The organism is Bradyrhizobium sp. HKCCYLRH3099 (assembly GCF_051167855.1).
Lineage (GTDB): Bacteria > Pseudomonadota > Alphaproteobacteria > Rhizobiales > Xanthobacteraceae > Bradyrhizobium.
Genome location: NZ_JBNPTW010000022.1, coordinates 59153 through 82428, shown reverse-complemented (window position 1 = coordinate 82428; position 23276 = coordinate 59153). Strand labels below are relative to the sequence as shown.

22 protein-coding genes and 1 tRNA gene are annotated in these 23276 nt (G+C 66.7%); 14 read left to right on the top strand and 9 right to left on the bottom strand.

Going from position 1 to position 23276, the window contains the following annotated elements; genetic code table 11:
- Window positions 1–32 precede the first annotated feature (32 nt).
- Window positions 33–122: transfer RNA gene (locus ACQR1Y_RS30400), tRNA-Ser, on the bottom strand.
- Between the two features lie 460 nt (window positions 123–582).
- Window positions 583–1722, bottom strand: coding sequence for an ROK family protein (locus ACQR1Y_RS30395; RefSeq protein WP_434879269.1), 1140 nt, complete (start codon window positions 1720–1722; stop codon window positions 583–585).
- 286 nt (window positions 1723–2008) lie between these two features.
- On the opposite strand from ACQR1Y_RS30395, the gene rplU reads away from it, so the two are divergent.
- The 3 genes from rplU to ACQR1Y_RS30380 all read left to right on the top strand — a co-directional run bounded on the left by rplU (window position 2009) and on the right by ACQR1Y_RS30380 (window position 3527).
- Window positions 2009–2392 carry a 50S ribosomal protein L21 gene (rplU, locus tag ACQR1Y_RS30390; protein WP_035648644.1) on the top strand — a complete coding sequence of 128 codons (384 nt, stop codon included), beginning with the start codon at window positions 2009–2011 and terminating at the stop codon, window positions 2390–2392.
- A gap of 135 nt (window positions 2393–2527) precedes the next feature.
- Complete coding sequence (gene rpmA, locus ACQR1Y_RS30385; protein ID WP_009026714.1) at window positions 2528–2797, top strand: 50S ribosomal protein L27; 270 nt, start codon at window positions 2528–2530, stop codon at window positions 2795–2797.
- Window positions 2798–2936: 139 nt separating this feature from the next.
- On the top strand, window positions 2937–3527 hold the full coding sequence (locus tag ACQR1Y_RS30380; RefSeq protein WP_434879270.1) for a GNAT family N-acetyltransferase: 591 nt from the start codon (window positions 2937–2939) through the stop codon (window positions 3525–3527).
- A gap of 162 nt (window positions 3528–3689) precedes the next feature.
- On the opposite strand, the gene ACQR1Y_RS30375 is transcribed toward ACQR1Y_RS30380, so the two are convergent.
- Complete coding sequence (locus ACQR1Y_RS30375; protein WP_434879271.1) at window positions 3690–4607, bottom strand: DMT family transporter; 918 nt, start codon at window positions 4605–4607, stop codon at window positions 3690–3692.
- 201 nt (window positions 4608–4808) lie between these two features.
- Here ACQR1Y_RS30375 and obgE point away from each other — a divergent pair, with 201 nt between their 5' ends.
- The 11 genes from obgE (at window position 4809) to ACQR1Y_RS30320 (ending at window position 15990) form a co-directional block, all read left to right on the top strand.
- On the top strand, window positions 4809–5879 hold the full coding sequence (obgE, locus tag ACQR1Y_RS30370; protein ID WP_434879272.1) for a GTPase ObgE: 1071 nt from the start codon (window positions 4809–4811) through the stop codon (window positions 5877–5879).
- Between the two features lie 315 nt (window positions 5880–6194).
- Window positions 6195–7331, top strand: a complete 1137-nt coding sequence (gene proB / locus ACQR1Y_RS30365) for a glutamate 5-kinase (protein ID WP_434879273.1) — start codon at window positions 6195–6197, stop codon at window positions 7329–7331.
- A gap of 74 nt (window positions 7332–7405) precedes the next feature.
- The gene (locus ACQR1Y_RS30360; protein ID WP_434879274.1) at window positions 7406–8695 is read left to right on the top strand and encodes a glutamate-5-semialdehyde dehydrogenase; all 1290 of its coding nucleotides are present in this window, start codon (window positions 7406–7408) and stop codon (window positions 8693–8695) included.
- Between the two features lie 72 nt (window positions 8696–8767).
- The gene (locus tag ACQR1Y_RS30355) at window positions 8768–9385 is read left to right on the top strand and encodes a nicotinate-nucleotide adenylyltransferase (protein WP_434860417.1); all 618 of its coding nucleotides are present in this window, start codon (window positions 8768–8770) and stop codon (window positions 9383–9385) included.
- Window positions 9386–9753: 368 nt separating this feature from the next.
- Window positions 9754–10080, top strand: coding sequence for a ribosome silencing factor (rsfS, locus tag ACQR1Y_RS30350; RefSeq protein WP_306577791.1), 327 nt, complete (start codon window positions 9754–9756; stop codon window positions 10078–10080).
- Window positions 10081–10136: 56 nt separating this feature from the next.
- On the top strand, window positions 10137–10619 hold the full coding sequence (rlmH, locus tag ACQR1Y_RS30345) for a 23S rRNA (pseudouridine(1915)-N(3))-methyltransferase RlmH (RefSeq protein WP_434860355.1): 483 nt from the start codon (window positions 10137–10139) through the stop codon (window positions 10617–10619).
- Window positions 10620–10651: 32 nt separating this feature from the next.
- Window positions 10652–12025, top strand: coding sequence for a murein hydrolase activator EnvC family protein (locus tag ACQR1Y_RS30340; protein WP_434879275.1), 1374 nt, complete (start codon window positions 10652–10654; stop codon window positions 12023–12025).
- Window positions 12022–13368 carry a S41 family peptidase gene (locus ACQR1Y_RS30335; RefSeq protein WP_434860357.1) on the top strand — a complete coding sequence of 449 codons (1347 nt, stop codon included), beginning with the start codon at window positions 12022–12024 and terminating at the stop codon, window positions 13366–13368. The genes ACQR1Y_RS30340 and ACQR1Y_RS30335 overlap by 4 nt, the downstream gene beginning before the upstream one ends.
- A gap of 182 nt (window positions 13369–13550) precedes the next feature.
- On the top strand, window positions 13551–14762 hold the full coding sequence (locus ACQR1Y_RS30330) for a divergent polysaccharide deacetylase family protein (RefSeq protein ID WP_434879276.1): 1212 nt from the start codon (window positions 13551–13553) through the stop codon (window positions 14760–14762).
- Between the two features lie 84 nt (window positions 14763–14846).
- Entirely contained in the window at window positions 14847–15353 is a 507-nt protein-coding gene (locus ACQR1Y_RS30325) for an RNA pyrophosphohydrolase (protein WP_434879277.1), read from the top strand.
- A gap of 139 nt (window positions 15354–15492) precedes the next feature.
- Complete coding sequence (locus tag ACQR1Y_RS30320; protein ID WP_434879278.1) at window positions 15493–15990, top strand: RNA pyrophosphohydrolase; 498 nt, start codon at window positions 15493–15495, stop codon at window positions 15988–15990.
- Window positions 15991–16206: 216 nt separating this feature from the next.
- Here the strand turns inward: ACQR1Y_RS30320 and ACQR1Y_RS30315 are convergent, their stop codons facing one another.
- The 6 genes from ACQR1Y_RS30315 to ACQR1Y_RS30290 form a co-directional block, all read right to left on the bottom strand.
- Window positions 16207–17898 carry an adenylate/guanylate cyclase domain-containing protein gene (locus ACQR1Y_RS30315; RefSeq protein ID WP_434879279.1) on the bottom strand — a complete coding sequence of 564 codons (1692 nt, stop codon included), beginning with the start codon at window positions 17896–17898 and terminating at the stop codon, window positions 16207–16209.
- Between the two features lie 165 nt (window positions 17899–18063).
- Window positions 18064–18471, bottom strand: a complete 408-nt coding sequence (locus tag ACQR1Y_RS30310; RefSeq protein WP_434860362.1) for a F0F1 ATP synthase subunit epsilon — start codon at window positions 18469–18471, stop codon at window positions 18064–18066.
- Window positions 18472–18571: 100 nt separating this feature from the next.
- Window positions 18572–20014, bottom strand: coding sequence for a F0F1 ATP synthase subunit beta (gene atpD / locus ACQR1Y_RS30305; protein ID WP_434860363.1), 1443 nt, complete (start codon window positions 20012–20014; stop codon window positions 18572–18574).
- Window positions 20015–20103: 89 nt separating this feature from the next.
- Window positions 20104–20982, bottom strand: a complete 879-nt coding sequence (locus ACQR1Y_RS30300; RefSeq protein WP_434860364.1) for a F0F1 ATP synthase subunit gamma — start codon at window positions 20980–20982, stop codon at window positions 20104–20106.
- 157 nt (window positions 20983–21139) lie between these two features.
- Window positions 21140–22669: a F0F1 ATP synthase subunit alpha gene (gene atpA, locus ACQR1Y_RS30295; RefSeq protein ID WP_434879280.1), complete on the bottom strand. Its 1530-nt coding sequence runs from the start codon at window positions 22667–22669 to the stop codon at window positions 21140–21142.
- Window positions 22669–23229, bottom strand: a complete 561-nt coding sequence (locus ACQR1Y_RS30290; RefSeq protein ID WP_434879317.1) for a F0F1 ATP synthase subunit delta — start codon at window positions 23227–23229, stop codon at window positions 22669–22671. Before ACQR1Y_RS30290 ends, atpA begins: the two co-directional genes overlap by 1 nt.
- Window positions 23230–23276: the final 47 nt, after the last annotated feature.

Below are 23276 nucleotides of genomic sequence, written 5' to 3'. Positions count from 1 at the left end.
CCCCTAAAATCCTGGCAGCGGACGGATTGAAATGGCGGAGAGGGAGGGATTCGAACCCCCGATAGGCTTGCACCTATGCCGCATTTCGAGTGCGGTGCATTCAACCACTCTGCCACCTCTCCAGGCGCAAATCAGGGGCGAAGCCCCCGGGTCGGGCGCCGTTCTAGGGCACGGCGGCGGGGGTGACAAGGCGGGGATTGCGATATTTCCCACCGAAATGCGGTGGCTGTGTCATGCGGCGCGCGAGCTACGGCCCGGGCGGCATGGCGCCCCGCCAAGACGGGTGGGACCGCCGTACGCTGACACATATCGGCGGTCCCGTGTCGCTGCATCTTGGGGAAACCGACGGAAGAGACGGGGGTCAATCCGGCCGGCCTGAGCGACGGGCGGACCCTGGAGCATGATAGCGTGCACCGCAACGCAAACCGTTCCTTAACCTAACCAGTCAAGGTTACCGGCCTTGCCCTGCTATCTGATTGGTGGCACGATACTTTTCCGTGCGCCGTGAGGCGCCGCGGCGGCTGCCGCGGAACCCATGTTGCGCAATATGCTGCACCAGGCAGGGGCTGGGCGGATCGCGCGCTAGTCCTTCTTCTTCTTCGCGGCTTTCTTGTCGTCCGACTTCTTGTCCTCGGACTTGTCGTCCTTGTCCTTGCGCCCGTTCTCCTTGCGGCGGTTGGTGAAGCGGGCGTTGCCGAGGCCAGTGCCGATGGTCAGGACGCCCCAGCGCTCGAACTCCTGCATGAACGGCACCTCGGACAGGCCCTGGACGACGCCGTCATTGTGCATCAGCACCGCGGTGTCGTGGTCGCCGATCATCGGGATCGCCTCGACCAGGCTGGCCGGCAGGTTGAACTTGCTGCTCTCCCAATTGCCCGGCAGGTTCTGCGCGCCCTTCTCGATCGAACCGTCCTCGTTGATGACGCCGGGGCAGGCGATGCCGATGAACGGCGCCAGCTTGAGCCCCTCGGCGTCGGCCTCCTCGATCAGGCCCTTCAGCATCTTGGCGAGCCGCTTGACCGCGCCTTCCCGCGTCGGCTCGTCGTCGGCATGGCGCCACAGGTCGGACTTCCAGACTGACGCCTTGGAGAGATCCGGCGTCTTCTTCCAGGCGGTCTCGACCACGCCGCAGCGGATGTTGGTGCCGCCGATGTCGACGGCGAGAATGCTGTCATGGGCCTCGAAGATCCAGGACGGCGCCAGATGCAGCGCGCCGATCAGGCCGGCATCGTCGGGATGGTAGCGGATCGGCTCCAGCTCAACGCCAAAACCCTCGTCCTTGAGGATGATCTCGGTGCGGGCGATCGCAAGCTCGCCGAGCCGGGAATCGCGGAAACCGCCGCCGACCACGATGCATTCGGTCTTGGCCCAGGCCTTGGTGCGCAGGAAGCGGCGGGTGACATGGGCGAGCTCCTGGGCGAACTCCTCGATCGCCGAATGCACCACGGCCGAGGCCTCGGTGTCGTCGCCGACCAGGATCGCGTCCAGCGCCTTCTTGCTGATGGTCTCGCTGTCCTCGTCGCCGAACGGGTCCTTGCCGGATTTGCGCAACGGCTTGCGCCAGCGCTCCAGGATCTTGCGGAAGGCGCCCTTGGATGCGCGGTCGCCGAGGAAGCCATCCTCGTCCTTGAGCTCGATGTTGAAGCTGTCGATCTCGACCGACGGCAGCCGCGCGGCTCCGTGACGGGCAATGCCCGTGGTGGTCATGACGTCGTCGGCCATATGGTCCCTGCCCTGTTGCCTTGTGTGAACGACAACGGCGGACGAAACCGATGGTTTCGGGCGCTCGTTCACCTTGACTCAGGCTTGCAGGCGGCTATAAGCGCCCGATCGACCGGCGCGAGCTTCTCGCGCCGATTGTCGTTGCGCCCATTTTTGAGGTCTTGAGCCTCGGGCGCGACTGCCGGCCCCGATCGGGCCGGATCACATGAACCATAACGACTGAACAAGAAGCCGACCCGGGGCGACAGCGCACCGAGGCCGGGATCGAACACGAAGGATGAGAACGATGTTCGCAGTCATCAAGACCGGCGGCAAGCAATACCGCGTCGCCCCGGATGATGTGCTCGAGATTGGCAAGATCGACGGTGAACCCGGCACGATCGTGCAGCTGAACGAGGTGCTGGTGGTCGGTGGCGACACCCCGGTGCTGGGCATTCCGGCGGTGGCCGGCGCGTCCGTGGCCGTCGAGGTGCTGGACCACAAGCGTGGCCCCAAGGTCATCGCGTTCAAGAAGCGCCGCCGCAAGAATTCCCGCCGCAAGCGCGGCTACCGGGACGAGCTGACCCTGATCCGCGTCTCGGAGATCCTGACCGACAACGCCAAGCCGACCAAGGGCCCGCGCCCGAAGAAGGCCAAGGCGGAAGCCCCGGCGGCCGACGCCGCCGAGTAAGCGTGCCGGCGCGCAACGGCGCGCCGCATCTGCTTCAAACCTTCATCGCGCGGATTTTTCGTCCGCGCCCTGCAATTGTGAATGATCCCTTAGCGGAATCGCGCTAATGGTGATCCTCGAGATCGGAGACGAGCGATGGCTCATAAAAAGGCAGGCGGTTCATCCCGCAACGGACGCGACTCCAAGGGCAAGCGTCTCGGCATCAAGGCGTTCGGCGGCGAGCGCGTGATTCCCGGCAACATCATTGCGCGTCAGCGCGGCACGACCTGGCATCCCGGCTTGAACGTCGGCATGGGCACGGACCACACCCTGTTCGCCAAAATCGAGGGCGTCGTCGAGTTCCATGACCGTGCCAACCGCACGTTCATCTCGGTACGCCCGGTACTCGCCGAAGCTGCTGAGTAACATACGGTGGAACAATTCGCGTCCGCCGGGTCCTGACGAACCGGCGGAGCGCCAGATGGCTCCAGGGGAGGCGGGACAACCGGCCTCCCCTTTTCATTTTCGCTGATCGATTGATCCCGAAGCGTCGATGGAGCCCGACATGCTGCAGGACATCACCACTCCCACCTTGCGCGAGGCGAGACCTTGCGTCCTCGAGACACCCCGGCTGACCCTGCGTCCGCCGGTGCTCGCCGACGTGACAGCGATCGCCCGGCTCGCCAATGACCGGCGCATTGCGGAGAACACCCGCCGGCTGCCGCATCCCTATTCCGAGGTCGATGCCGCCCGCTTCGTGCGCGCGCTGGAGCAGAGCGGCGAGACCGCGTTTGTGATCGAGCATCTCGATGCGCCGATCGGCATGGTCGGAATCAACCGGCCGGCGTCAGGGCGTGCGGAGCTCGGCTACTGGCTCGGCGTCGAGCATTGGGGCCGCGGCTTCGGCACGGAAGCGGTCCGCGCTGCGATCGACGATTTCTTCGAGACGAGCGATGAGACCGTGCTGATCGGGCATGCGCGCGTCAGCAACCCTGCCTCGCGCAACATCCTCGAAAAGTGCGGCTTCCAATGGACCGGCGTCGAACTGCACCGCTTCGAGGTGCTCGGCTCCTCGGCCCCGGTCGATGCGTTCCGGCTGACCCGCGGCGTGTGGGCGTCGCTGAAGGCGTGGGCCAAGACGGGGCGGCGAATCTAGCCGAGGCGGCCGCTTCCCCCCAGCTGTCGTCCCGGCCTTGAGCCGGGACCCATAGCCACCGAAGTTGGTGGTGGGATCACGCTGGAGCCACAGCCTTCTCCAACGCAGGCTGCACGGAGTCTGGGTCCCGGCTCAAGGCCGGGACGACAACGGTGGATGCCGCTACACGGGCGGATTCACCGCACCTTGTCCCTGCCCCAGGCTGCGTTCGCGCAGGTAGATGTACAGACCCGCGCCGATGATGATGATGGCGCCGATGATGGTCGCGGGGTGCGGCACGTCGCCGAACACGACGAAGCCGAACAGCACGGCCCAGACGATCATCGTGTACTGATAGGGCACGACCACAGAGGCCGGCGCCAGCTTCAGCGAGCGGTTGACGCAGAACAGCGCGGTCACCGAGATCAGGCCGGCGGCCGCGAACAGCACCAGGCTGCCGGGCGACGGCGTGACCCAGCCGAACGCGGACATCGCAGCACCCAGCAGAAAGGTGCCGACGAATTGCGAGGACGCCATCACGATGTCGGGCGTCGAGCGCAGGCTGCGCGTGATCAGCATCAGCACCGCGAAGGACAGGCTGCCGCCGAGCGCGATCAGCGCTGGCAGGCTGAAGGTCTGCGCCGACGGACGCAGCGCAATCAGTACGCCGCAGAAGCCGATCAGGATCGCGGTCCACCGCCGCCAGCCGACATGCTCGCGCAGCACCAGCGCCGACAGCGCGGTGACGAAGATGGGGCCTGCGAGATAGTAGGTGATGACGTCGGCGAGCGGCAGATAGACGGTGGCGAGGAAGAACGCCGCGACCTCCAGGGTCGAGAGAACCACGCGCACCAGCTGCAGCCACGGGCGCTCGAGCTGCAGGAAGGCACTGCGGTTGCGCCAGATGAACGGCGCCAGCAGCAGCAGCGCGGCGCAGGCGCGCAGCCACAGCAGCTGGCCGACGGAGTAGGTCGACACCAGGAACTTGCCCAGCGCGTCGCCGAACGAGAACATCGCGATCGACAGCAGCATCAGGCCGATGCCGGCCAGCCGCGCCGAACGCTCGTCGGTGGCGGTGGAGATTCGGGAGAGCACGCTCATGATGGTGCTGCCTTATCAGGCAGGCCTGACCGGCTCCAGCCCTTCCGCTGAGGGCGTGGCGCAGCCCTGCCGCAACCCCGGCGCAACGCTCGCCCAGCGATTGCGCAACGCGGAGATACCGCTCGAAATTAAGGCTTCCGGCCGAATTAACCTCATTCCGCGGTTGCCGTGGGGGGCCGCCTCGCCTACGTAGGGCGCATCATGAAATTCCTCGATGAAGCCAAGGTCTATGTGCGCTCCGGCGACGGCGGCAACGGTTGCGTTGCGTTCCGGCGCGAGAAGTTCATCGAGTTCGGCGGGCCGAACGGCGGCAATGGCGGCCGTGGCGGCGACGTCGTGATCGAGGCCGTCGACGGCCTCAACACCCTGATTGACTACCGCTACCAGCAGCATTTCAAGGCCCAGAAGGGCGAGAACGGCATGGGCAAGGACCGCCACGGCGCCGGCGGCAAGTCCGTGGTGCTCAAGGTTCCCGTCGGCACCCAGATCTTCGACGAGGATCGCGAGACGCTGATCCACGACTTCACCGCGGTCGGCGAGCGCTTCGTGCTGGCCGAGGGCGGTAATGGCGGCTTCGGCAACGCCCATTTCAAGACGCCGACCAACCGCGCGCCGCGTCACGCCAATCCCGGCCAGCCGGGCGAGGAGCGCTGGATCTGGCTGCGCATGAAGCTGATCGCCGATGCGGGCCTGGTCGGCCTGCCGAATGCCGGCAAGTCGACCTTCCTGTCCAAGGTCTCCGCGGCCAAGCCGAAGATCGCCGATTATCCGTTCACCACCCTGCACCCGCAGCTCGGCGTCGTGAACGCCGACGGCCGCGAATTCGTCCTGGCGGACATCCCCGGCCTGATCGAGGGCGCCCATGAAGGCGCCGGCCTCGGTGACCGCTTCCTCGGCCATGTCGAGCGCTGCCGCGTGCTGCTGCACCTGGTCGATGCCACCTGCGAGCATGCCGGCAAAGCCTACAAGACGGTGCGGCACGAGCTCGAGGCCTATGGCGGCGAGCTGACCGACAAGGTCGAGATCGTCGCGCTCAACAAAATCGACGCGGTCGAGCCGGACGAGCTGAAGAAACAGCGCGACCGGTTGAAGCGCGCCGCCAAGAAGACGCCGCTCCTGATCTCCGGCGCGACCGGTGAGGGCGTGAAGGACGCGTTGCGCAAGCTTGCCGACGTGATCAGCGAGCAGCCGGTGTCGAACAAGGCCAAGAACGCGGTCGAGAACGCCGCGACCGAGGAGCCATGGGCGGCGCCGACACCACCGCAGGGCTGACCCCTCGCCGCGAGCTTGCTTCGCGGGCTGCGGCCGTCGCATAAGTCGCATCGACGTTCCGCTGGCTCACCCTGAAATCTGCTGGCGGCATTCAACCGGATTTTCGAAGGCCCTCACCGCGCATTCGGTGCGCTCCCTCCCCCCTTGTGGGGGAGGGTTGGGGAGGGGGGTACCCCAACAACGGTCTTGCCGTGTGGACCCCCACCCCCGACCCCTCCCCGCAAGGGGGAGGGGAGGACACCCGCGTCGCGGCGACGACCTGCCTTGATCCATTAATACCTATCCGAAGCAGCTGACCCCGACCGAACCTACGCCATGGCTCCCCGTCTCGAAAATTTCCGCCGCATCGTCGTCAAGGTCGGCTCGTCGCTGCTGGTCGATTCCGAGGCCGGCGAGGTCCGCGCCTCCTGGCTGACCGCGCTGGCCGCCGACATCGCCCGGCTGCATGGCCGCGGCTGCGAGCTGCTGGTGGTGTCCTCGGGCTCGATCGCGCTCGGCCGCAGCCGGCTGAAGCTGCCGCGCGGACCGCTGAAGCTGGAGGAGAGCCAGGCGGCCGCCGCCGTCGGCCAGATCGCGCTGGCGCGGATCTGGTCGGAGGTGTTGGGCGCGCACGGCATCGGCGCCGGCCAGATCCTGGTCACCCTGCAGGACACCGAGGAACGCCGGCGCTATCTCAATGCGCGCTCGACCATCGCAAAACTGCTGGAATGGCGCGCGGTGCCGGTCATCAACGAGAACGACACGGTCGCCACCGCCGAGATCCGCTACGGCGACAATGACCGGCTCGCCGCCCGCGTCGCCACCATGGCAAGCGCCGACCTCTTGGTGCTGCTGTCGGATATCGACGGCCTTTACACCGCCCCGCCCGCGCAGGATCCCAACGCCAAGCTGATTCCGGTGGTCGAGAGCATCACCGCCGACATCGAGGGCATCGCCGGCGGTGCGGCGTCGGAATTCTCCCGCGGCGGCATGAAGACCAAGATCGAAGCCGCGAAGATCGCGACCACCGGCGGCACCCACATGCTGATCGCCTCCGGCAAGATCCAGCATCCGCTGGCAGCGATCGCCAATGGCGGCCGCTGCACCTGGTTTCTCACGCCAGCCAATCCGGTCACCTCGCGCAAGCGCTGGATCGCGGGATCGCTGGAGCCGAAGGGCACCCTGACGATCGACGCCGGCGCCGTCGCCGCGCTGCGCGCCGGCAAGAGCCTGCTGCCGGCCGGCGTGATCAAGGTCGAGGGCCAGTTCGCCCGCGGCGATGCCGTGGTGGTGCGCGGCCCGGATACCCACGAGATCGGCCGCGGCCTGGTCGCCTACGACGCCGACGACGCCGAGCGCATCAAGGGCCGGTCGTCGCCGGATGTCGCGGTCATTCTTGGCATGTCGGGACGAGCCGAGATGATCCACCGCGACGACCTGGTCATCGGGCCGGCGGGAGCGGGTCCGGCTTAGAGCCCAGCCGCTGACGTTCGCAAATGGCCGCTTTCCGTGCTACTGGAGAGCCTTGCTTCAAGGTTGAACCGCCCATGACCGCGCCTCTCAAAGCCATCGACGGCAGCGCCGATCTGCCCGCGCTGATGAACGACCTCGCCCAGCAGGCGCGCGCCGCCGCGCGGTTGCTGGCGCTGGCGCCGGCCGAGCAGAAGAACCGGGCGCTGGAGGCGATGGAGCGGCTGATCCGCGCTCGCGCGGATGCGATCATTGCGGCCAATGCCGAAGATGTCGCCGAGGCCAGGGCCGGCGGCATGGCGGCGTCGTTCGTCGACCGTCTCACGTTGACGCCGGCGCGCGTCGGCGGCATGGCCGACGGCATTGCCGTGGTGCGCGGCGTCGCCGATCCCGTGGGCGTCGTCACCGAGAGCTGGCAGCGGCCGAACGGCATGACCATCGAGCGCGTGCGGGTGCCGCTCGGCGTCATCGGCGTGATCTTCGAGAGCCGCCCCAATGTCGCGGCTGACGCCGGCGTGCTGTGCCTGAAGTCCGGCAATGCCGTGATCCTGCGCGGCGGTTCGGATTCGTTCCGCTCCTGCCGCGCGATCCATGAATGCCTGGTCGACGGCCTGCGCGAAGCCGGCCTGCCGGAGGCGGCGATCACCCTGGTGCCGACGCGCGATCGCGCAGCCGTGGGCCTGCTGCTATCGGGCCTCAACGGCGGTGTCGACGTCATCGTGCCGCGCGGGGGCAAGAGCCTCGTCGCGCGCGTCGAGGCCGAGGCGCGGGTGCCGGTGTTCGCGCATCTCGAGGGCGTCAACCACGTCTATGTCGACGGCGCCGCCGATCTCGACATGGCGAAGTCGATCGTGCTGAACGCCAAGATGCGGCGCACCGGCGTGTGCGGCGCGGCCGAGACCCTGCTGATCGACCGGGCATCGCAGGACAAGATCCAGCCGCTGGTCGACATGCTGATCGGCGCCGGCTGCGAGGTGCGCGGCGACGACGCCGTGCGCGCGGCCGATGCGCGGGTGACGCCGGCCAGCAACGAGGATTGGGACACCGAATATCTCGACGCGATCATCGCCGCGAAGGTGGTGGACGGCGTCGACGGCGCGATCGCGCATATCCACGCGCACGGCTCGCACCACACCGATGCGATCGTCACCAACGACAACGCCGTGGCCGACAAGTTCCTCAACGAGGTCGACTCGGCGATCGTGCTGCACAACGCCTCGACGCAATTCGCCGATGGCGGCGAGTTCGGCTTCGGCGCTGAGATCGGCATCGCCACGGGCAAGTTTCATGCGCGCGGGCCGGTCGGCGTCGAGCAGCTGACGAGCTTCAAATACCGCATTCACGGCACCGGTCAGACGCGGCCATGACCGCGACAGCCTGTGGTTGAGTTGCGGGAGTAGCAGGCGGTGACAGACGTGACCGACGACACCGCCCTGCGCATGGCGATCCGCCAGGCGCTACCGCCGTCCAGTGACGGCATGCGCATCGGCCTGCTCGGGGGCTCGTTCAATCCGCCGCACCAGGCGCATCGCGCCATCAGCCTGTTCGCGCTGAAGCGTCTGCAGCTCGACCGCGTGTGGTGGCTGGTGACCCCCGGCAATCCGCTCAAGGACGTCAGCGGGCTGCATGCGCTGGCCGAGCGGGCCGCTGCGGCGCGCAAGGTGGCCGCCGATCCGCGCATCGAGATCAGCTGTCTCGAATCCGTCATCGGCACCCGCTACACTGCGGACACGATCGATTATCTGCGCCGGCGCGCGTCGCGTCTGCGCTTCGTGTGGATCATGGGCGCCGACAATCTCGCGCAGTTCCATCGCTGGCAGAAATGGCAGCACATCGCGGCCCAGGTGCCGATTGCCGTGGTCGATCGGCCGCCCCGCAGCTTCCGCGCCCTGAACGCGCCCGCCGCCCGCGCGCTCGCGCGGTATCGCATTCCGGAGGCGCAGGCGAGCCAGCTCGCGGGCCGATCCGCCCCCGCCTGGGTCTATCTGACCGGACTGAAGATGAGCCTGTCGTCCACCGGACTGAGGAACCCGGATGGCAGTTGGAAGTCGTTCTGAGAAACGCGGCACGGGCGGGGTCTTCACGGCACCGGATGTGCATGGCGTAGGCGACCCGTCGCGGTCCGAGACGGGAGGAATGCTGGAGGGCCGGACCAGAACACCGGGGGGGACTGGATTGTTGAAACCATTCACCCCACATGCCTAGTATGGTCTGCAGGCCGTGATGGATTCGGCCTGCGATACAGTGAAAGGAATGGTCCCTGACCACATCTGTATTGTCCAAGTCGGCCTTACCCAAGACGAAGGCAACAAGTTCGAAATCGGCTTCTGCCAAATCTGTTGCCAAGTCTGCGCGTAACGCTTCGACCCAAGATGCGGCCTTGCAGGCGCACCCCGACGCCGACAAGCCTGACGCAGACAAGACTCTGCGCACGATCCTCTCCCGCCTCGAGGACATGAAGGCGGAGGAGACGGTCACCATCGACCTGCACGGCAAATCGGCGTACTCCGACTACATGGTCATCACCACGGGTCGCTCGAACCGGCACGTCGGATCGATCGCGGAAAACGTCGCCAAAGGCCTGAAGGAAGCCGGAGCGAAGAAGCTCCATGTCGAGGGCTTGCCCAATTGCGATTGGGTGCTGATCGATTCCGGCGACGTGATCGTGCACGTGTTCAGGCCCGAGGTCCGTGAGTTCTACAACCTGGAGCGGTTGTGGACGCAGGGACCGAACCCGGCCAAGACGGTCTAGCCGGCCGGCCGCGGCGAACGGTGCGAATCGCAACGCGCACGTGCTAGGGCGTGCGCATGCGCCTGATCGTGGTGGCCATCGGCCGGTTGAAGCAGGGTCCGGAGCGGGAGCTCGCGGAGCGCTACCGCGAGCGTTTCGACGACATCGGCCGCAAGCTCGGCTTCCGCGGCCTCGACATCCATGAAATCCCGGAAAGCCGCGCGCGCGACGCTGCGACTCGCATGGCCGAGGAAGCCGCTGCGATCGGCGCCGCCATTCCCGACAAGGCCGTGCTCGTTTGCCTGGATGAGCGTGGCCAGAACATCGACAGCACAACTTTTGCGGGCCATCTCGGACGCTGGCGCGACGAGGGCATTCCGGCGGCGGCCTTCGTCATCGGCGGCGCCGACGGACTTTCGCCTGAATTCCGGCGCAGAGCCAAGCTCGGGGTCGCGTTCGGCGCTGCGACCTGGCCGCACCAGATCGTCCGCGTCCTGCTGCTCGAGCAGATTTACCGTACTGCTACGATCCTGGCCGGCCACCCCTATCACCGCGCTTGAATCAGGGACGCCGGGAGCACAATAAGGATTCGATGTTCGCCGCGCGGCCCCCCTCTCGCTCCTCGACAACCGGCCGCCGCCGCCGGGCGCGCCACGCGTCGCTGATCGCGCTGCTGATGATCCTTCCGGTCGCCTCGGCTGTAGCGCAGAGCGGGCTTCGGCCGTCCATCGGCGGGACCGCGTCGCCAACGCCACCGCCCACGCCCGAACAGCTCAAGCAGCGCGAGCAGGAGCTGGAAGCCGCCCGTGCCGCCCAGAAGGCGGCCGCCGAGGCCCAGGATCGCCTGAAGGCCGATATCGCCGCGCTCGGCGAGGACCGAGGAAAACTCAATCAGCAGCTGATCGACGTCGCGGCGCAGGTGCGCACGGTGGAGACCCGGGTCGGCGAGGCTGAAATCCGGCTGCGCGGCCTCGACGGCCGTGAGCAGGATCTGCGCAATTCCCTGGAGGCGCGGCGGACGGAGATCATCGAGGTGCTGGCCGCGCTGCAGCGCGCCGGTCGGCGGTCGCCGCCTGCCCTGCTCGTCCGCCCCGAGGATGCGCTGCAGTCGCTGCGCACGGCCATGCTGCTCGGCGCCGTCGTTCCGGAAATGCGCAGCCGGGCCGAGAAGCTCTCCACCGATCTCGGCGAACTCGTCGCGATCCGCAAGACCATCGCCTCCGAGCGCGACAAGCTCGCAGGGGACCGCGACAAGCTGCGCACCGATCAGACGCGCCTCGCCGCCCTTGTCGAGGAGCGCCAGCGCAAGCAGGCGTCCGCCGAGAAGGACATGGAGGCCGAGAGCGCCCGCGCCGCGGTGCTGGCGCAGCAGATCGATTCGCTGCAGGGCCTGATCACGACGATGGAGCTCGATCTCAAGAGCGCCGCCAAGGCGGCGTCGACGGCGAGCCTGCAGGGCGTTCCGGTCAACAGCAAGCCCGACGCAAATGCGCTGCGCAATCCCGGACGCAAGGCGCCGGCGATCGCCTTCGCATCCAGCAAGGGCATGCTCGCTTTCCCCGTCAACGGCACCAAGATTCGCGAATTCGGCGCGTCTGACGGTGCCGGCGGCTCGGATAAAGGCATTTCCTTGTCAACCCGTCCGGGCGCCCAGGTCACAACCCCGTGTGATGGCTGGGTTGTTTATGCCGGCCCCTTCCGCAGCTACGGACAACTCTTGATCCTTAACGCGGGTGGCGGGTATCATGTCTTGATCGCCGGGATGGAGCGCATTTCCGTCAACATCGGGCAGTTTGTTCAGACGGGAGAGCCGGTCGCGACAATGGGGTCCACCTCCCAGGTCGCCTCCATTCTCGCAACGAATGCGAGTCAACCAGTGCTCTATGTCGAGTTCCGCAAGGACGGCACTCCAATCGATCCAGGCCCATGGTGGGCCGCAAATGAAGGCGAAAAGGTACGCGGATGATGCGTAAGACTTCGGTAATTCTCCTGAGCGCGGCCACCGGTGCGGCATTGACCTTGTTCGCGACCCAGCCGCGCGCAGTGTTGATGGGATCGACCGCGCGCGCTGCGACCGCCGATACCTATCGCCAGCTCAACCTGTTCGGCGACGTGTTCGAGCGGGTGCGCAGTGACTACGTCGAGAAGCCCGACGATTCGAAGCTGGTCGAATCGGCGATCAGCGGCATGCTGTCCGGCCTCGATCCGCATTCGAGCTACATGGATGCCAAGAGCTTCCGTGACATGCAGGTGCAGACCCGCGGCGAGTTCGGCGGCCTCGGCATCGAGGTCACCATGGAGGACGGCCTGATCAAGGTGGTGTCGCCGATCGACGATACCCCGGCCTCGAAGGCCGGCATCCAGGCCAACGACATCATCACCAATCTCGACGACGAAGCCGTGCAGGGCCTGACCCTCAACCAGGCGGTCGAGAAGATGCGCGGCCCGGTCGGCACCAAGATCAAGCTGAAGGTCGTGCGCAAGGGCGCCGACAATCCGCTCGACGTCACGCTGACCCGCGACAACATCCGCGTCCGCTCGGTGCGCTCGCGCATCGAATCCGACGACATCGCCTATATCCGCATCACCACCTTCAACGAGCAGACCACCGAAGGCTTGAAGAAGAGCGTCGCGGACCTGCAGAACCAGATCGGCGACAAGCTCAAGGGCTATGTCATCGACCTTCGCAACAACCCGGGCGGCCTGCTCGAGGAAGCTGTGACCGTGTCGGATGCGTTCCTGGAGCGCGGCGAGATCGTCTCGACTCGCGGCCGCAATGCCGAGGAAACGCAGCGCCGCTCGGCGCATGCCGGCGACCTCACCAAGGGCAAGCCGGTCATCGTGCTGATCAACGGCGGCTCGGCTTCGGCGTCGGAGATCGTGGCCGGCGCGCTGCAGGACCACAAGCGCGCGACCCTGGTCGGCACGCGCTCGTTCGGCAAGGGCTCGGTGCAGACCATCATTCCGCTCGGCGCCGGCAACGGCGCGCTGCGCCTGACCACCGCGCGCTACTACACGCCGTCGGGCAAGTCGATCCAGGCCAAGGGTATCGTCCCGGATATCGAGGTGCTGCAGGACGTGCCGGAGGAGCTGAAGTCGCGCACCGACACCAAGGGTGAGGCTTCGCTGCGCGGCCACCTCAAGAACGACGGCGACGAGAAGACCGGCTCGCAGTCCTACGTTCCGCCGGATGCCAAGGACGACAAGGCGCTCAAGCTCGCCGCCGACCTGCTGCACGGCATCAAGAACAGCGCCAACACGCCGGCGCCGACCGAGAAGGCCGCGGCCGACAAGCCAAAAGCCAACTGATCGCGGCCGACTGATCGGCCTCCGGCCAACGCGACATTCGACGGGAAGGGCGGCTCCACGGCCGCCCTTTTCTTTTGTGCCGTTTCTGCACGCCGCTCCGCCGATCTACGGGCTGGCGGACACGGCCCCTGCGTCCGAATCTTCGCCGTGGTATCGTCGGCCCGATTGATTCGGGAATTTCGATGACAGAGACGGCCGATGAGCTGAGCGCCCCGCTCGGGCAGACGGAGAAGCGTCGCAGGCGCCGCATTCGGCTTCCCTTTACTGGCCTGCAGGCGCTCGCCGTGCTGCTCGGCCTGTTCCTGGTCGTCTTCGCCGGCTTTGCGCTGTTCGGCGACAATCCGCTCGGCGGCGAGCCGGTCGCCAGGGTCGCGATCAACGAGGGCGCCAAGCCGGACGACAAGGCAGCCGCCAAACCCGAGACCAAGCCGGATGCAAAGGCCGAGCCTGGCGCGGCACCGGCGACCAAGGCGGATGGCGGCGAGCGCAAGACCGTTACCATCATCGATGGCTCCAGCGGGGCACGCCAGGAGGTCGCGATCGGTGGCAGCGACACTGCCGAGCCGGGCGCAGCGACGCCTTCGGCAGCCATGATCGGGGTCGATCCGCGACTCCTGGAGAAAACCCGCTACGGCATGATCCCGGTGATGGTTGACGGGCTGAAGCCGTTCACGGCCTATGCCGCCGACGCTGACCGGGCCAAGGCGGCCCGCATGCCCTCGGTCGCGATCGTGATCGGCGGCCTCGGCGTGGGCGCCGCCAAGACGGTCGATGCCATCATGAAGCTGCCGCCGGCGGTGACCCTGGCCTTCACGCCCTACGGCGCCGATCCGACCAAGCTCGCCGAGCGCGCCCGCGCGCAGCGTCACGAGATCCTGCTTCAGGTGCCGATGGAGCCCTACGACTATCCCGACAACGACCCGGGCCCGCAGACGCTGCTCGCGACGCTCGGACCGGACCAGAACATCGATCGCCTGTTCTGGCATATGAGCCGGCTGCAGGGATATGTCGGGATCGGCAATTTCATGGGCGCGCGGTTCGTCGCCACCGAGGCCGCGATGCAGCCGATCGTGAGCGAGGCCGCCAAGCGGGGACTGGCGCTGTTCGACGACGGCGCGGCGCCGCGCAGCGTGGCCGGCTCGCTGGCCGCCGGCCGGGCGATGCCGTTTGCCAAGGGCGACGTCACCATCGACGCCGTGCCGACGCCGGTCGAGATCGACAACGCGCTGGCCAAGCTGGAGAGTCTGGCCAAGGAGCGCGGCGTGGCCGTCGGGACGGCCTCGGCCCTGCCGGTCTCGATCGACCGCATCGGAACGTGGATCAAGGGTCTGGAGCGCAAGGGCATTCTGCTGGTGCCATTGACAACGGCGATGCTGAAATCAAAATCGAATTGAACGCGCTTTCGCTGCTGCTGCGGCGGCGACGCGAGCGCGGGGTCTGCGCGACGACGCCAGGCTCCGCAGGAAGGCCGAGACGGAATGACGCGCTACGAGGACCTGCCCTACCGCACCTGCGTCGGCATCACGCTGATCAACACGAAGGGGCTGGTCTTCATCGGTCGCCGCGCGGGCGGGATCGAGCATGTCGACGACACCCATGTCTGGCAGATGCCCCAGGGCGGCGTCGATCCCGGCGAGGATGCCTGGGAAGCGGCCAAGCGCGAGCTCTATGAGGAGACCAGCGTCCGCTCCGTCGAGAAGCTCGCCGAGATCGACGACTGGCTGACCTACGATATTCCGCGCACGGTGGCGGGCCGCGCCTGGAAGGGCCGCTATCGCGGCCAGCGCCAGAAATGGTTTGCCCTGCGCTTCACCGGAGCCGATTCCGAGATCGACGTGGAGCGCCCGGGCGGCGGCCATCACAAGGCCGAGTTCATCACCTGGCGGTGGGAGCCGATGCAGAACCTCCCCGCATTGATCGTGCCGTTCAAGCGACCGGTCTATGAGCGAGTGGTGAAGGAATTCGCGACATTGGCAGGCGACTGAGCCGGCCCCTGGAGATCGACGACGACGCGGGCCTTGAAACCGTGTCATACGCTTGCACTGCAGAAAATCTCTGCAGATCCGTCGCGACAACGCCGTCACCATGCGTTGCCATGGCGGACGATGGTCCACGGATGCGAGCATGACTGAAACCAGACCCTATCGTCCCAACGTCGGCATCGCGCTGCTCAATGCCGAAGGCCTCGTTTTCCTCGGACGCCGCTTTCGCGACGATGGGCCGGAGATCGTGCTGCCCGGCCTGGAATGGCAGATGCCGCAGGGCGGCGTCGATCCCGGCGAGGACCTGCAGGCCGCCGCGCGGCGCGAGCTGTGGGAGGAGACCGGCATCCGCGACGCCGACATCCTCGCCGAGACTGACTGGCTGACTTACGAATTTCCGCCGTTCGAGGATCCCAACCACCGCCTCGCCGGCTTCCGCGGCCAGCGCCAGAAATGGTTCGCCATGCGCTTCACCGGCAGCGAGAGCGACATCGACCCGGTGACGCCGCGCAACGGCATGCCGGCCGAGTTCGATGCCTGGCGCTGGGAGAAGCTGGCGCGCGTGCCGGATCTGGTGGTGCCGTTCCGCCGCGAGGTGTACCGCGCCGTGGCCCAGGCGTTTGCGCATCTGGCTAGCTAAGGCTGGCGATTGATAGCTCCTTGGCTGAGGAGCGCAGGCTCTCTCCATACGTCATTCCGGGGCGCGCGCAGCGCGAGCCCGGAATCCATAGCCACAAGCCGTTATGAGGCGCGAGACGGATGTGGCGCTTGTCGTGGAGACGACTTCCGCTCGTGGTTATGGATTCCGGGCTCATCGCTGCGCGATGCCCCGGAATGACGGCGGAGAGAGTCCCGCCTAATTATCTTCCACCGTGAACGGGCCGATCGCGATGACGCGGCAGTCGCTGTCGCGGGTGGCGCAGTCGGCCAGCGCGCCGCCGATCGCGGTTTCCTCGCGGTCGCCGTTGAGGCCGTAGCCGGGGTGACCGGCGGTGCCGACCGCGATCGCGTTCCAGCCGGACGTGGCGGCGGCGAGGCGTCGCGCGACCTCGTCGCGGGACTCGGCCGCAATCGCCGTATGGCTGGCAGCGTGGAAGAAGCCGGTCGCCTTCATCACCGCCGGCACCGGCACCACGAAGGCATCATCGAGCGCGACGATCAGGCAGGCCGTGCCGGCCTGCGCGCCGCAGGCTTCGAGATTGCGCCGGACCACGTCGTCCACGAGGTCGCCGCCGACGCTGTAGAAGAACTGGCCGCCGGGCCCGAGCGCGATCGCCTTGGTGCGCCGCGCGGCCGTGTAGTTCGCCTCCAGGCGGGCGCGTCCGGTATCGCGCACCAGCGGCATCTCCGCCGCGCTGAACGCACGCTCCGTGGCGGGATCGTGCCGCACCCAGGGCAGCGGCGGCAGCGGCGGCTTGCTATGCGCGTAGACGACGCTGTCGCCGACCGCATAGAGCTCGCATTTGCGCGGGCCGTTCGACGTTTCGGCGCGCTGGTGACACTGCTCCAGCGCCGCCGTCTTGGCGGCCTCTTCGCTCGCCTGTCCGGTGACGTAGGCGCTGACGCCATTGATCGTGGTCGCGAACGCCTTGTAGCCCTGGGCCGGCGCGTAGTCGCGCGCCAGGGCGATGCGGGTGCGCTCGCTGACGAACGGCACGGCATCGGCGGCGAACTTTTCCACCGCCACGACGGGGCCGGCTTGAGACGATTGTTGCGGCTGGGGCGAAGGCGTGGCCTGCGCGCTGCTCGGCGAGGCCGACGGCTCCGGCGATGGCGACGCGGAGGCTGACGGTTGCCCGGATGATGTCGGCGTCGCCGACAGCCGCGACAGCGCCTCGGCCGCGGCTTTGGCCGCATCGCGCTGCGCGGGCTTCGGATCGCGGTGATCGAGGTAGAGCGCGGTGCCGACGCCAACGGCCACCATCAGCACCACGACGGCGACACCGGCCTGAAGCAGGCGCTTGCCGAATGACCCGGGCGCGCTCTTGTCCTTCAGCGGCGCGTAGGTGCCGTCCTCGCGGCGCATCGCGACGCGATAGGCGTGCACCGGCGTCGGGATGTTCTTGACCTCGCGGGCGCCCATGTCGGCGAACTGCACCGAGAGCTTGTTGGCGACCTGCTCATGCACTGCGCGCGAGATGCAGATGCCGCCGACATCGGCGAGCCCTTCGAGACGTGCGGCGATGTTGACGCCGTCGCCGAGCAGATCGCCGTCGCGTTCGACGACGTCGCCGATGGTGATGCCGATGCGGTAGCTCATCTGCCGGTTCGGCGGGAACGCCATGTTGCGCGTCCGCAGGCTCTCCTGGATGTCGATCGCGCAGCGGACGGCCTCGACGGCGCTCGGAAACTCCGCGAGAACGGCATCGCCGGCGGTGTTGAAGATGCGGCCGCCGGCGCGGGCGATGAAGTCGTCGACGACCTCGCGATAGGCCGCGAGACGCCGCAGCGTCTCCTCTTCATCCTCGGCAACGAGGCGCGAATAGCCGGCAATGTCGGCGGCGAAAATCGCCGCGATCTTGCGCTTCAAGACGATCTGCCCTGCCATCTCACCACGCTCATCCGAACGGCCGCGAGAATGCCGCCGGATCGGCGGCCGCGCAACCGGCTTCCCTTGAAGTAGTCATCCGTGGCTGCGGCGCGTTCGAGCCCGCAGACGAAAATGGCCGGGCAAAGCCCGGCCATGAACATTCGTTCAGATGTCGCTGATCGATCAGTGCAACGCCGTCGAGTTGAGCTGCTGCTGGATCGTCTTGAAGTGATCGAGCCGCTCGATCGCGCGATCGAGCTCGTTGCCCTGCTTCTCGTTCAGCTTCGCTTCCATGCCCGAGATTTCGGCCGCGAATGCGGTGTGGTCCAGCTCCTTCAGCGACGTCGCGACGTCGGCGAGGATGGTGAGACCCTTCTCGGAGATCTCGGCGAGGCCGCCGAGCACGATGATCTTCTGCTGCGTTCCGCCCGTGGTCACCGTCAGAATGCCCGGACGCAAAGTGGCGACGAACGGCGCGTGGCCGGCGAGGACGCCGAAATCACCCTGCTCGCCGGGAACGTCGACCTGGTCGACCTCGCCCGAGAAGGCGATCTTTTCCGGCGAAACGAGATCGAAGTGGAAAGTTGCCATGAGGAAACCTGCGAATAGCGAATGGCGAATGGCGAGTAGGGAAGAAGGGAGCAGCGAATGAAATCGGTCTATTCGCTACTCCCTATTCGCTATTCGCCTCTTACGCCGCCTCGGCGGCCAGCTTCTTGCCCTTCTCGACCGCCTCTTCGATGGTGCCGACCATGTAGAAGGCAGCCTCCGGCAGGTGGTCGTACTTGCCTTCCACCAGGCCCTTGAAGCCCTTGATGGTATCGGCGAGCTCGACGAACTTGCCCGGCGATCCCGTGAAGATTTCGGCGACGTGGAACGGCTGCGACATGAAGCGCTCGACCTTGCGGGCGCGCGCCACGGTCAGCTTGTCCTCTTCCGAGAGCTCGTCCATGCCCAGGATGGCGATGATGTCCTGCAGGGCCTTGTAGCGCTGGAGCACCTGCTGCACCTGACGGGCGACCGCGTAGTGCTCCTCGCCGACGACCAGCGGGGAGAGCATGCGCGAGGTGGAGTCGAGCGGGTCGACGGCCGGGTAGATGCCCTTTTCGGCGATCGAGCGCGACAGCGTCGTGGTCGCGTCCAAGTGCGCGAACGAGGTCGCCGGCGCCGGGTCGGTCAAGTCGTCGGCTGGCACGTAGATGGCCTGCACCGAGGTGATCGAGCCCTTGGTGGTGGTGGTGATGCGCTCCTGCAGCGCGCCCATGTCGGTGGCGAGCGTCGGCTGATAACCCACGGCCGAAGGAATACGGCCGAGCAGCGCCGACACTTCCGAGCCGGCCTGGGTGAAGCGGAAGATGTTGTCGACGAAGAACAGCACGTCCTGGCCCTTGTCGCGGAAGTCTTCCGCGATGGTCAGACCGGTGAGCGCGACGCGGGCGCGGGCTCCCGGCGGCTCGTTCATCTGGCCGAACACCAGCGCGCACTTCGACTTCACGCTCGGATCCGGGTTGTGCGGATCGGCGTTGACCTTGGACTCGATGAACTCGTGATAGAGGTCGTTGCCCTCGCGGGTGCGCTCACCCACGCCGGCGAACACCGAGTAGCCACCGTGCGCCTTGGCGACGTTGTTGATGAGCTCCTGAATCAGCACGGTCTTGCCGACGCCGGCGCCGCCGAACAGGCCGATCTTGCCGCCCTTGGCGTAGGGAGCGAGGAGGTCGACGACCTTGATGCCGGTGACGAGGATCTCGGCCTCGGTCGACTGGTCGGTGTAGCTCGGCGCTTCCTGGTGGATGGCGCGGACGTTGTCGGCCTTCACCGGGCCGGCTTCGTCGATCGGCTCGCCGATGACGTTGATGATGCGGCCGAGCGTGCCTTCGCCGACGGGAACGCGGATCGGAGCGCCGGTGTCGGTCACTTCCTGACCGCGCACGAGACCTTCGGTCGTGTCCATCGCGATCGCGCGCACGGTGGATTCACCGAGATGCTGCGCAACCTCGAGCACGAGGCGGTTGCCGCCGTTCTTCGTTTCCAGCGAGTTGAGAATTGCGGGCAGGTGACCTTCGAACTGAACGTCGACGACAGCGCCGATCACCTGGGTGACGCGACCGATCTGGTTGGCTGCGGTAGCCATCTCATCTCTCTCCTTACGATCCGAATTTCAGGCGCAGTCCTTAAGACCGCGGATATTGAACGTGTTGGCTTCCAGCGGGTGCTGCGCGGTCAGACCGCCTCGGCGCCCGAAATGATTTCGATCAGTTCCTTGGTGATCATCGCCTGACGCGTGCGGTTGTAGACCAGCGTCTGCTTGCGGATCATCTCACCGGCGTTGCGGGTGGCATTGTCCATCGCCGACATCTGCGCGCCGTAGAACGAGGCGTTGTTCTCGAGCAGCGCGCGGAATATCTGGACGCCGACGTTGCGCGGCAGCAGCGCGGAGAGGATCTCGTCCTCCTCCGGCTCGTACTCGTAGAGCGCGACCGGCGCGGCGTTGGCGGCGGGCGCCTCGACCACCAGCGGGATGATCTGCTGAGCCGTCGGGATCTGCGCGATCACCGACTTGAAGCGCGAATAGAACAGCGTGCAGACGTCGAACTCGCCGGCGTCGAAGCGGGAGATCACCTGCTTGGCGATCTCCTCGGCGTTGACGAAGCCGATCTGGCGCACCGAGCGCAGGTCGACATGGGCGATGATCTGCTTCTCGAACTGGCGGCGCAGCTGCTCATAGCCCTTGCGGCCGACACAGAAGAACTTCACTTCCTTGCCCTGGTTCATCAGGGCCAGCGCGCGCTCGCGTGCCAAGCGCACGATCGACGAGTTGAACGCGCCAGACAGGCCGCGCTCGCCGGTGCAGACCAGCAGCAGGTGAACCTGGTCGCGACCGGTGCCGGCCAGCAGCTTCGAGCTTGCCGGCGAACCAGCGGAAGCCGCCGCGATGTTCGAGATGACCGCGTCCATCTTCTCGGCATAGGGACGCGCCGCCTCGGCCGCCAGCTGCGCGCGGCGCAGCTTGGAGGCCGCGACCATCTGCATGGCCTTGGTGATCTTCTGCGTCGCCTTGGTCGAGGCGATGCGGACGCGCATATCTTTCAGTGACGCCATGGCTCGTTTAGCTCACCCCGGCGGCCGATCCCGAAAGGACCCGGCCGCTCAACCCATCTAAATCTCAAGCGCCAGGCCGTGCGCCTGGCGTGACGTCTTGGTCCACGTCGCAAAGACGTGGGGTGGCCGGTCAGCCGGCCACCGCCTCCTGATCAGATCAGGAGAAGGTCTTGGCGAAGCCTTCGACCGCAGCCTTCAGCTTGGCCGCGCTATCATCCGACAGATCGCGCGTGTCGCGGATCGTGTTCAGGAGATCAGCGTGCTTGCCGCGCAGCAGCGACAGCAGGCCGTCCTCGAACGCACGAACCTTGTTCAGCGGAAGACCGTCGAGATAGCCGTTGGTGCCGGCCCAGATCACGCAGACCTGCTCTTCCATCTTCAGCGGCGAGAACTGCGGCTGCTTCAGGAGCTCGGTCAGACGCGAACCGCGGTTCAAGAGGCGCTGGGTCGCGGCGTCGAGGTCGGAGCCGAACTGGGCGAAGGCCGCCATTTCGCGGTACTGCGCCAGCTCGCCCTTGATCTTGCCGGCGACCTTCTTCATCGCCTTGGTCTGCGCCGACGAGCCGACGCGCGACACCGACAGGCCGACGTTCACCGCGGGGCGGATGCCCTGGAAGAACAGGTCGGTCTCCAGGAAGATCTGGCCGTCGGTGATCGAGATGACGTTGGTCGGGATGTAGGCCGACACGTCGTTGGCCTGGGTTTCGATGACCGGCAGGGCGGTCAGCGAACCGGCCCCCTGGGTCTCGTTCAGCTTGGCGGCGCGCTCGAGCAGGCGGGAGTGCAGGTAGAACACGTCGCCCGGATAGGCTTCGCGGCCCGGCGGGCGGCGCAGCAGCAGCGACATCTGGCGGTAGGCGACGGCCTGCTTGGACAGATCGTCATAGATGATGACGGCGTGCATGCCGTTGTCGCGGAAGTACTCGCCCATGGTGCAGCCGGTGAACGGCGCCAGGTACTGCATCGGAGCCGGATCGGACGCGGTCGCGGCGACCACGATCGAGTATTCCAGCGCGCCCTGCTCTTCGAGGACCTTCACGAACTGGGCGACGGTCGAACGCTTCTGGCCGACGGCCACATAGACGCAGTACAGCTTGATCTTCTCGTCAGGCTGCGCGTTGAGCGGCTTCTGGTTCAGGATGGTGTCGAGCGCGATCGCGGTCTTGCCGGTCTGGCGGTCACCGATGATCAGCTCGCGCTGGCCGCGGCCGATCGGGATCAGCGCGTCGATCGCCTTCAGGCCGGTGGCCATCGGCTCGTTGACCGACTTGCGCGGAATGATGCCGGGCGCCTTGACGTCGACGCGCTTGCGCTCGGCGAACTGGATCGGGCCCTTGCCGTCGATCGGGTTGCCGAGAGCGTCCACGACGCGACCGAGCAGGCCCTTGCCGACCGGCGCGTCCACGATGGCGCGGGTGCGCTTGACGGTCTGGCCTTCCTTGATCTCGCGGTCGGCGCCGAAGATGACGACGCCGACATTGTCGGTCTCGAGGTTCAGCGCCATGCCGCGGGTGCCGTTCTCGAACTCGACCATTTCACCGGCCTGGACGTTGTCGAGACCGTAGACGCGGGCGATACCGTCACCGACGGACAGCACCTGCCCGACTTCGGTGACTTCGGCTTCCTGCCCGAAATTCTTGATCTGGTCCTTGAGGATCGCGGAAATTTCCGCGGCGCGGATGTCCATCAGCCTGCCTCTTTCATCGCGTGCTTGATCGAGTTGAGTTTGGTGCGAAGCGAACTGTCGATCATCCGGCTGCCGAGCTTGACGACGAGCCCGCCGATGATCGCTGGATCCACTTTCACGTTGAGCGCAACGTCCTTGCCGGTCACCGTCTTCAGTGAGGCCTTCAAGGCGTCGAGATTCTTGTCGGAGAGCGGCTCGGCGACGGTGACGTCGGCCGTGGCCTCACCCTTGTACTTGGCGACCAGCGCGTTGAAGGCGCGGATCACGTCGGCGACTGCGAACAGGCGGCGGTTGGTGGTCAGCACCCGCAGGACGTTCGCGGCGACGCCGCCGATACCGGCCTTGTCGAGCACGGCATTGAGCGCCTTGAGCTGCGTGTCCGCGCCGAACACCGGGCTGCGGACAAGACGCTTCAGGTCGGCGCTCTCGTCGAGAAGGGCATTGAACTTGTCGAGATCGGCCTTGACCGCATCGACGGACTTTTCGTCACGGGCCAGATCAAACAGGGCCGTCGCATAACGACCGGACACACCGGACACGGAGGGATCTTCAGCAGCCACAGGCGCGCTCTTTATATAAGTGCCCAACCCACAAGAGGGAAACCGGC

Bases quoted from the DNA above. Each gene is read 5' to 3' on its own strand.
- ACQR1Y_RS30395 (WP_434879269.1), bottom strand. From the start codon at position 1,722: ATGGCCGACGACGTCATGACCACCACGGGCATTGCCCGTCACGGAGCC.
- rplU (WP_035648644.1), top strand. From the start codon at position 2,009: ATGTTCGCAGTCATCAAGACCGGCGGCAAGCAATACCGCGTCGCCCCG.
- rpmA (WP_009026714.1), top strand. From the start codon at position 2,528: ATGGCTCATAAAAAGGCAGGCGGTTCATCCCGCAACGGACGCGACTCC.
- ACQR1Y_RS30380 (WP_434879270.1), top strand. From the start codon at position 2,937: ATGCTGCAGGACATCACCACTCCCACCTTGCGCGAGGCGAGACCTTGC.
- ACQR1Y_RS30375 (WP_434879271.1), bottom strand. From the start codon at position 4,607: ATGAGCGTGCTCTCCCGAATCTCCACCGCCACCGACGAGCGTTCGGCG.
- obgE (WP_434879272.1), top strand. From the start codon at position 4,809: ATGAAATTCCTCGATGAAGCCAAGGTCTATGTGCGCTCCGGCGACGGC.
- proB (WP_434879273.1), top strand. From the start codon at position 6,195: ATGGCTCCCCGTCTCGAAAATTTCCGCCGCATCGTCGTCAAGGTCGGC.
- ACQR1Y_RS30360 (WP_434879274.1), top strand. From the start codon at position 7,406: ATGACCGCGCCTCTCAAAGCCATCGACGGCAGCGCCGATCTGCCCGCG.
- ACQR1Y_RS30355 (WP_434860417.1), top strand. From the start codon at position 8,768: ATGGCGATCCGCCAGGCGCTACCGCCGTCCAGTGACGGCATGCGCATC.
- rlmH (WP_434860355.1), top strand. From the start codon at position 10,137: ATGCGCCTGATCGTGGTGGCCATCGGCCGGTTGAAGCAGGGTCCGGAG.
- ACQR1Y_RS30340 (WP_434879275.1), top strand. From the start codon at position 10,652: ATGTTCGCCGCGCGGCCCCCCTCTCGCTCCTCGACAACCGGCCGCCGC.
- ACQR1Y_RS30335 (WP_434860357.1), top strand. From the start codon at position 12,022: ATGATGCGTAAGACTTCGGTAATTCTCCTGAGCGCGGCCACCGGTGCG.
- ACQR1Y_RS30330 (WP_434879276.1), top strand. From the start codon at position 13,551: ATGACAGAGACGGCCGATGAGCTGAGCGCCCCGCTCGGGCAGACGGAG.
- ACQR1Y_RS30325 (WP_434879277.1), top strand. From the start codon at position 14,847: ATGACGCGCTACGAGGACCTGCCCTACCGCACCTGCGTCGGCATCACG.
- ACQR1Y_RS30320 (WP_434879278.1), top strand. From the start codon at position 15,493: ATGACTGAAACCAGACCCTATCGTCCCAACGTCGGCATCGCGCTGCTC.
- ACQR1Y_RS30315 (WP_434879279.1), bottom strand. From the start codon at position 17,898: ATGGCAGGGCAGATCGTCTTGAAGCGCAAGATCGCGGCGATTTTCGCC.
- ACQR1Y_RS30310 (WP_434860362.1), bottom strand. From the start codon at position 18,471: ATGGCAACTTTCCACTTCGATCTCGTTTCGCCGGAAAAGATCGCCTTC.
- atpD (WP_434860363.1), bottom strand. From the start codon at position 20,014: ATGGCTACCGCAGCCAACCAGATCGGTCGCGTCACCCAGGTGATCGGC.
- ACQR1Y_RS30300 (WP_434860364.1), bottom strand. From the start codon at position 20,982: ATGGCGTCACTGAAAGATATGCGCGTCCGCATCGCCTCGACCAAGGCG.
- atpA (WP_434879280.1), bottom strand. From the start codon at position 22,669: ATGGACATCCGCGCCGCGGAAATTTCCGCGATCCTCAAGGACCAGATC.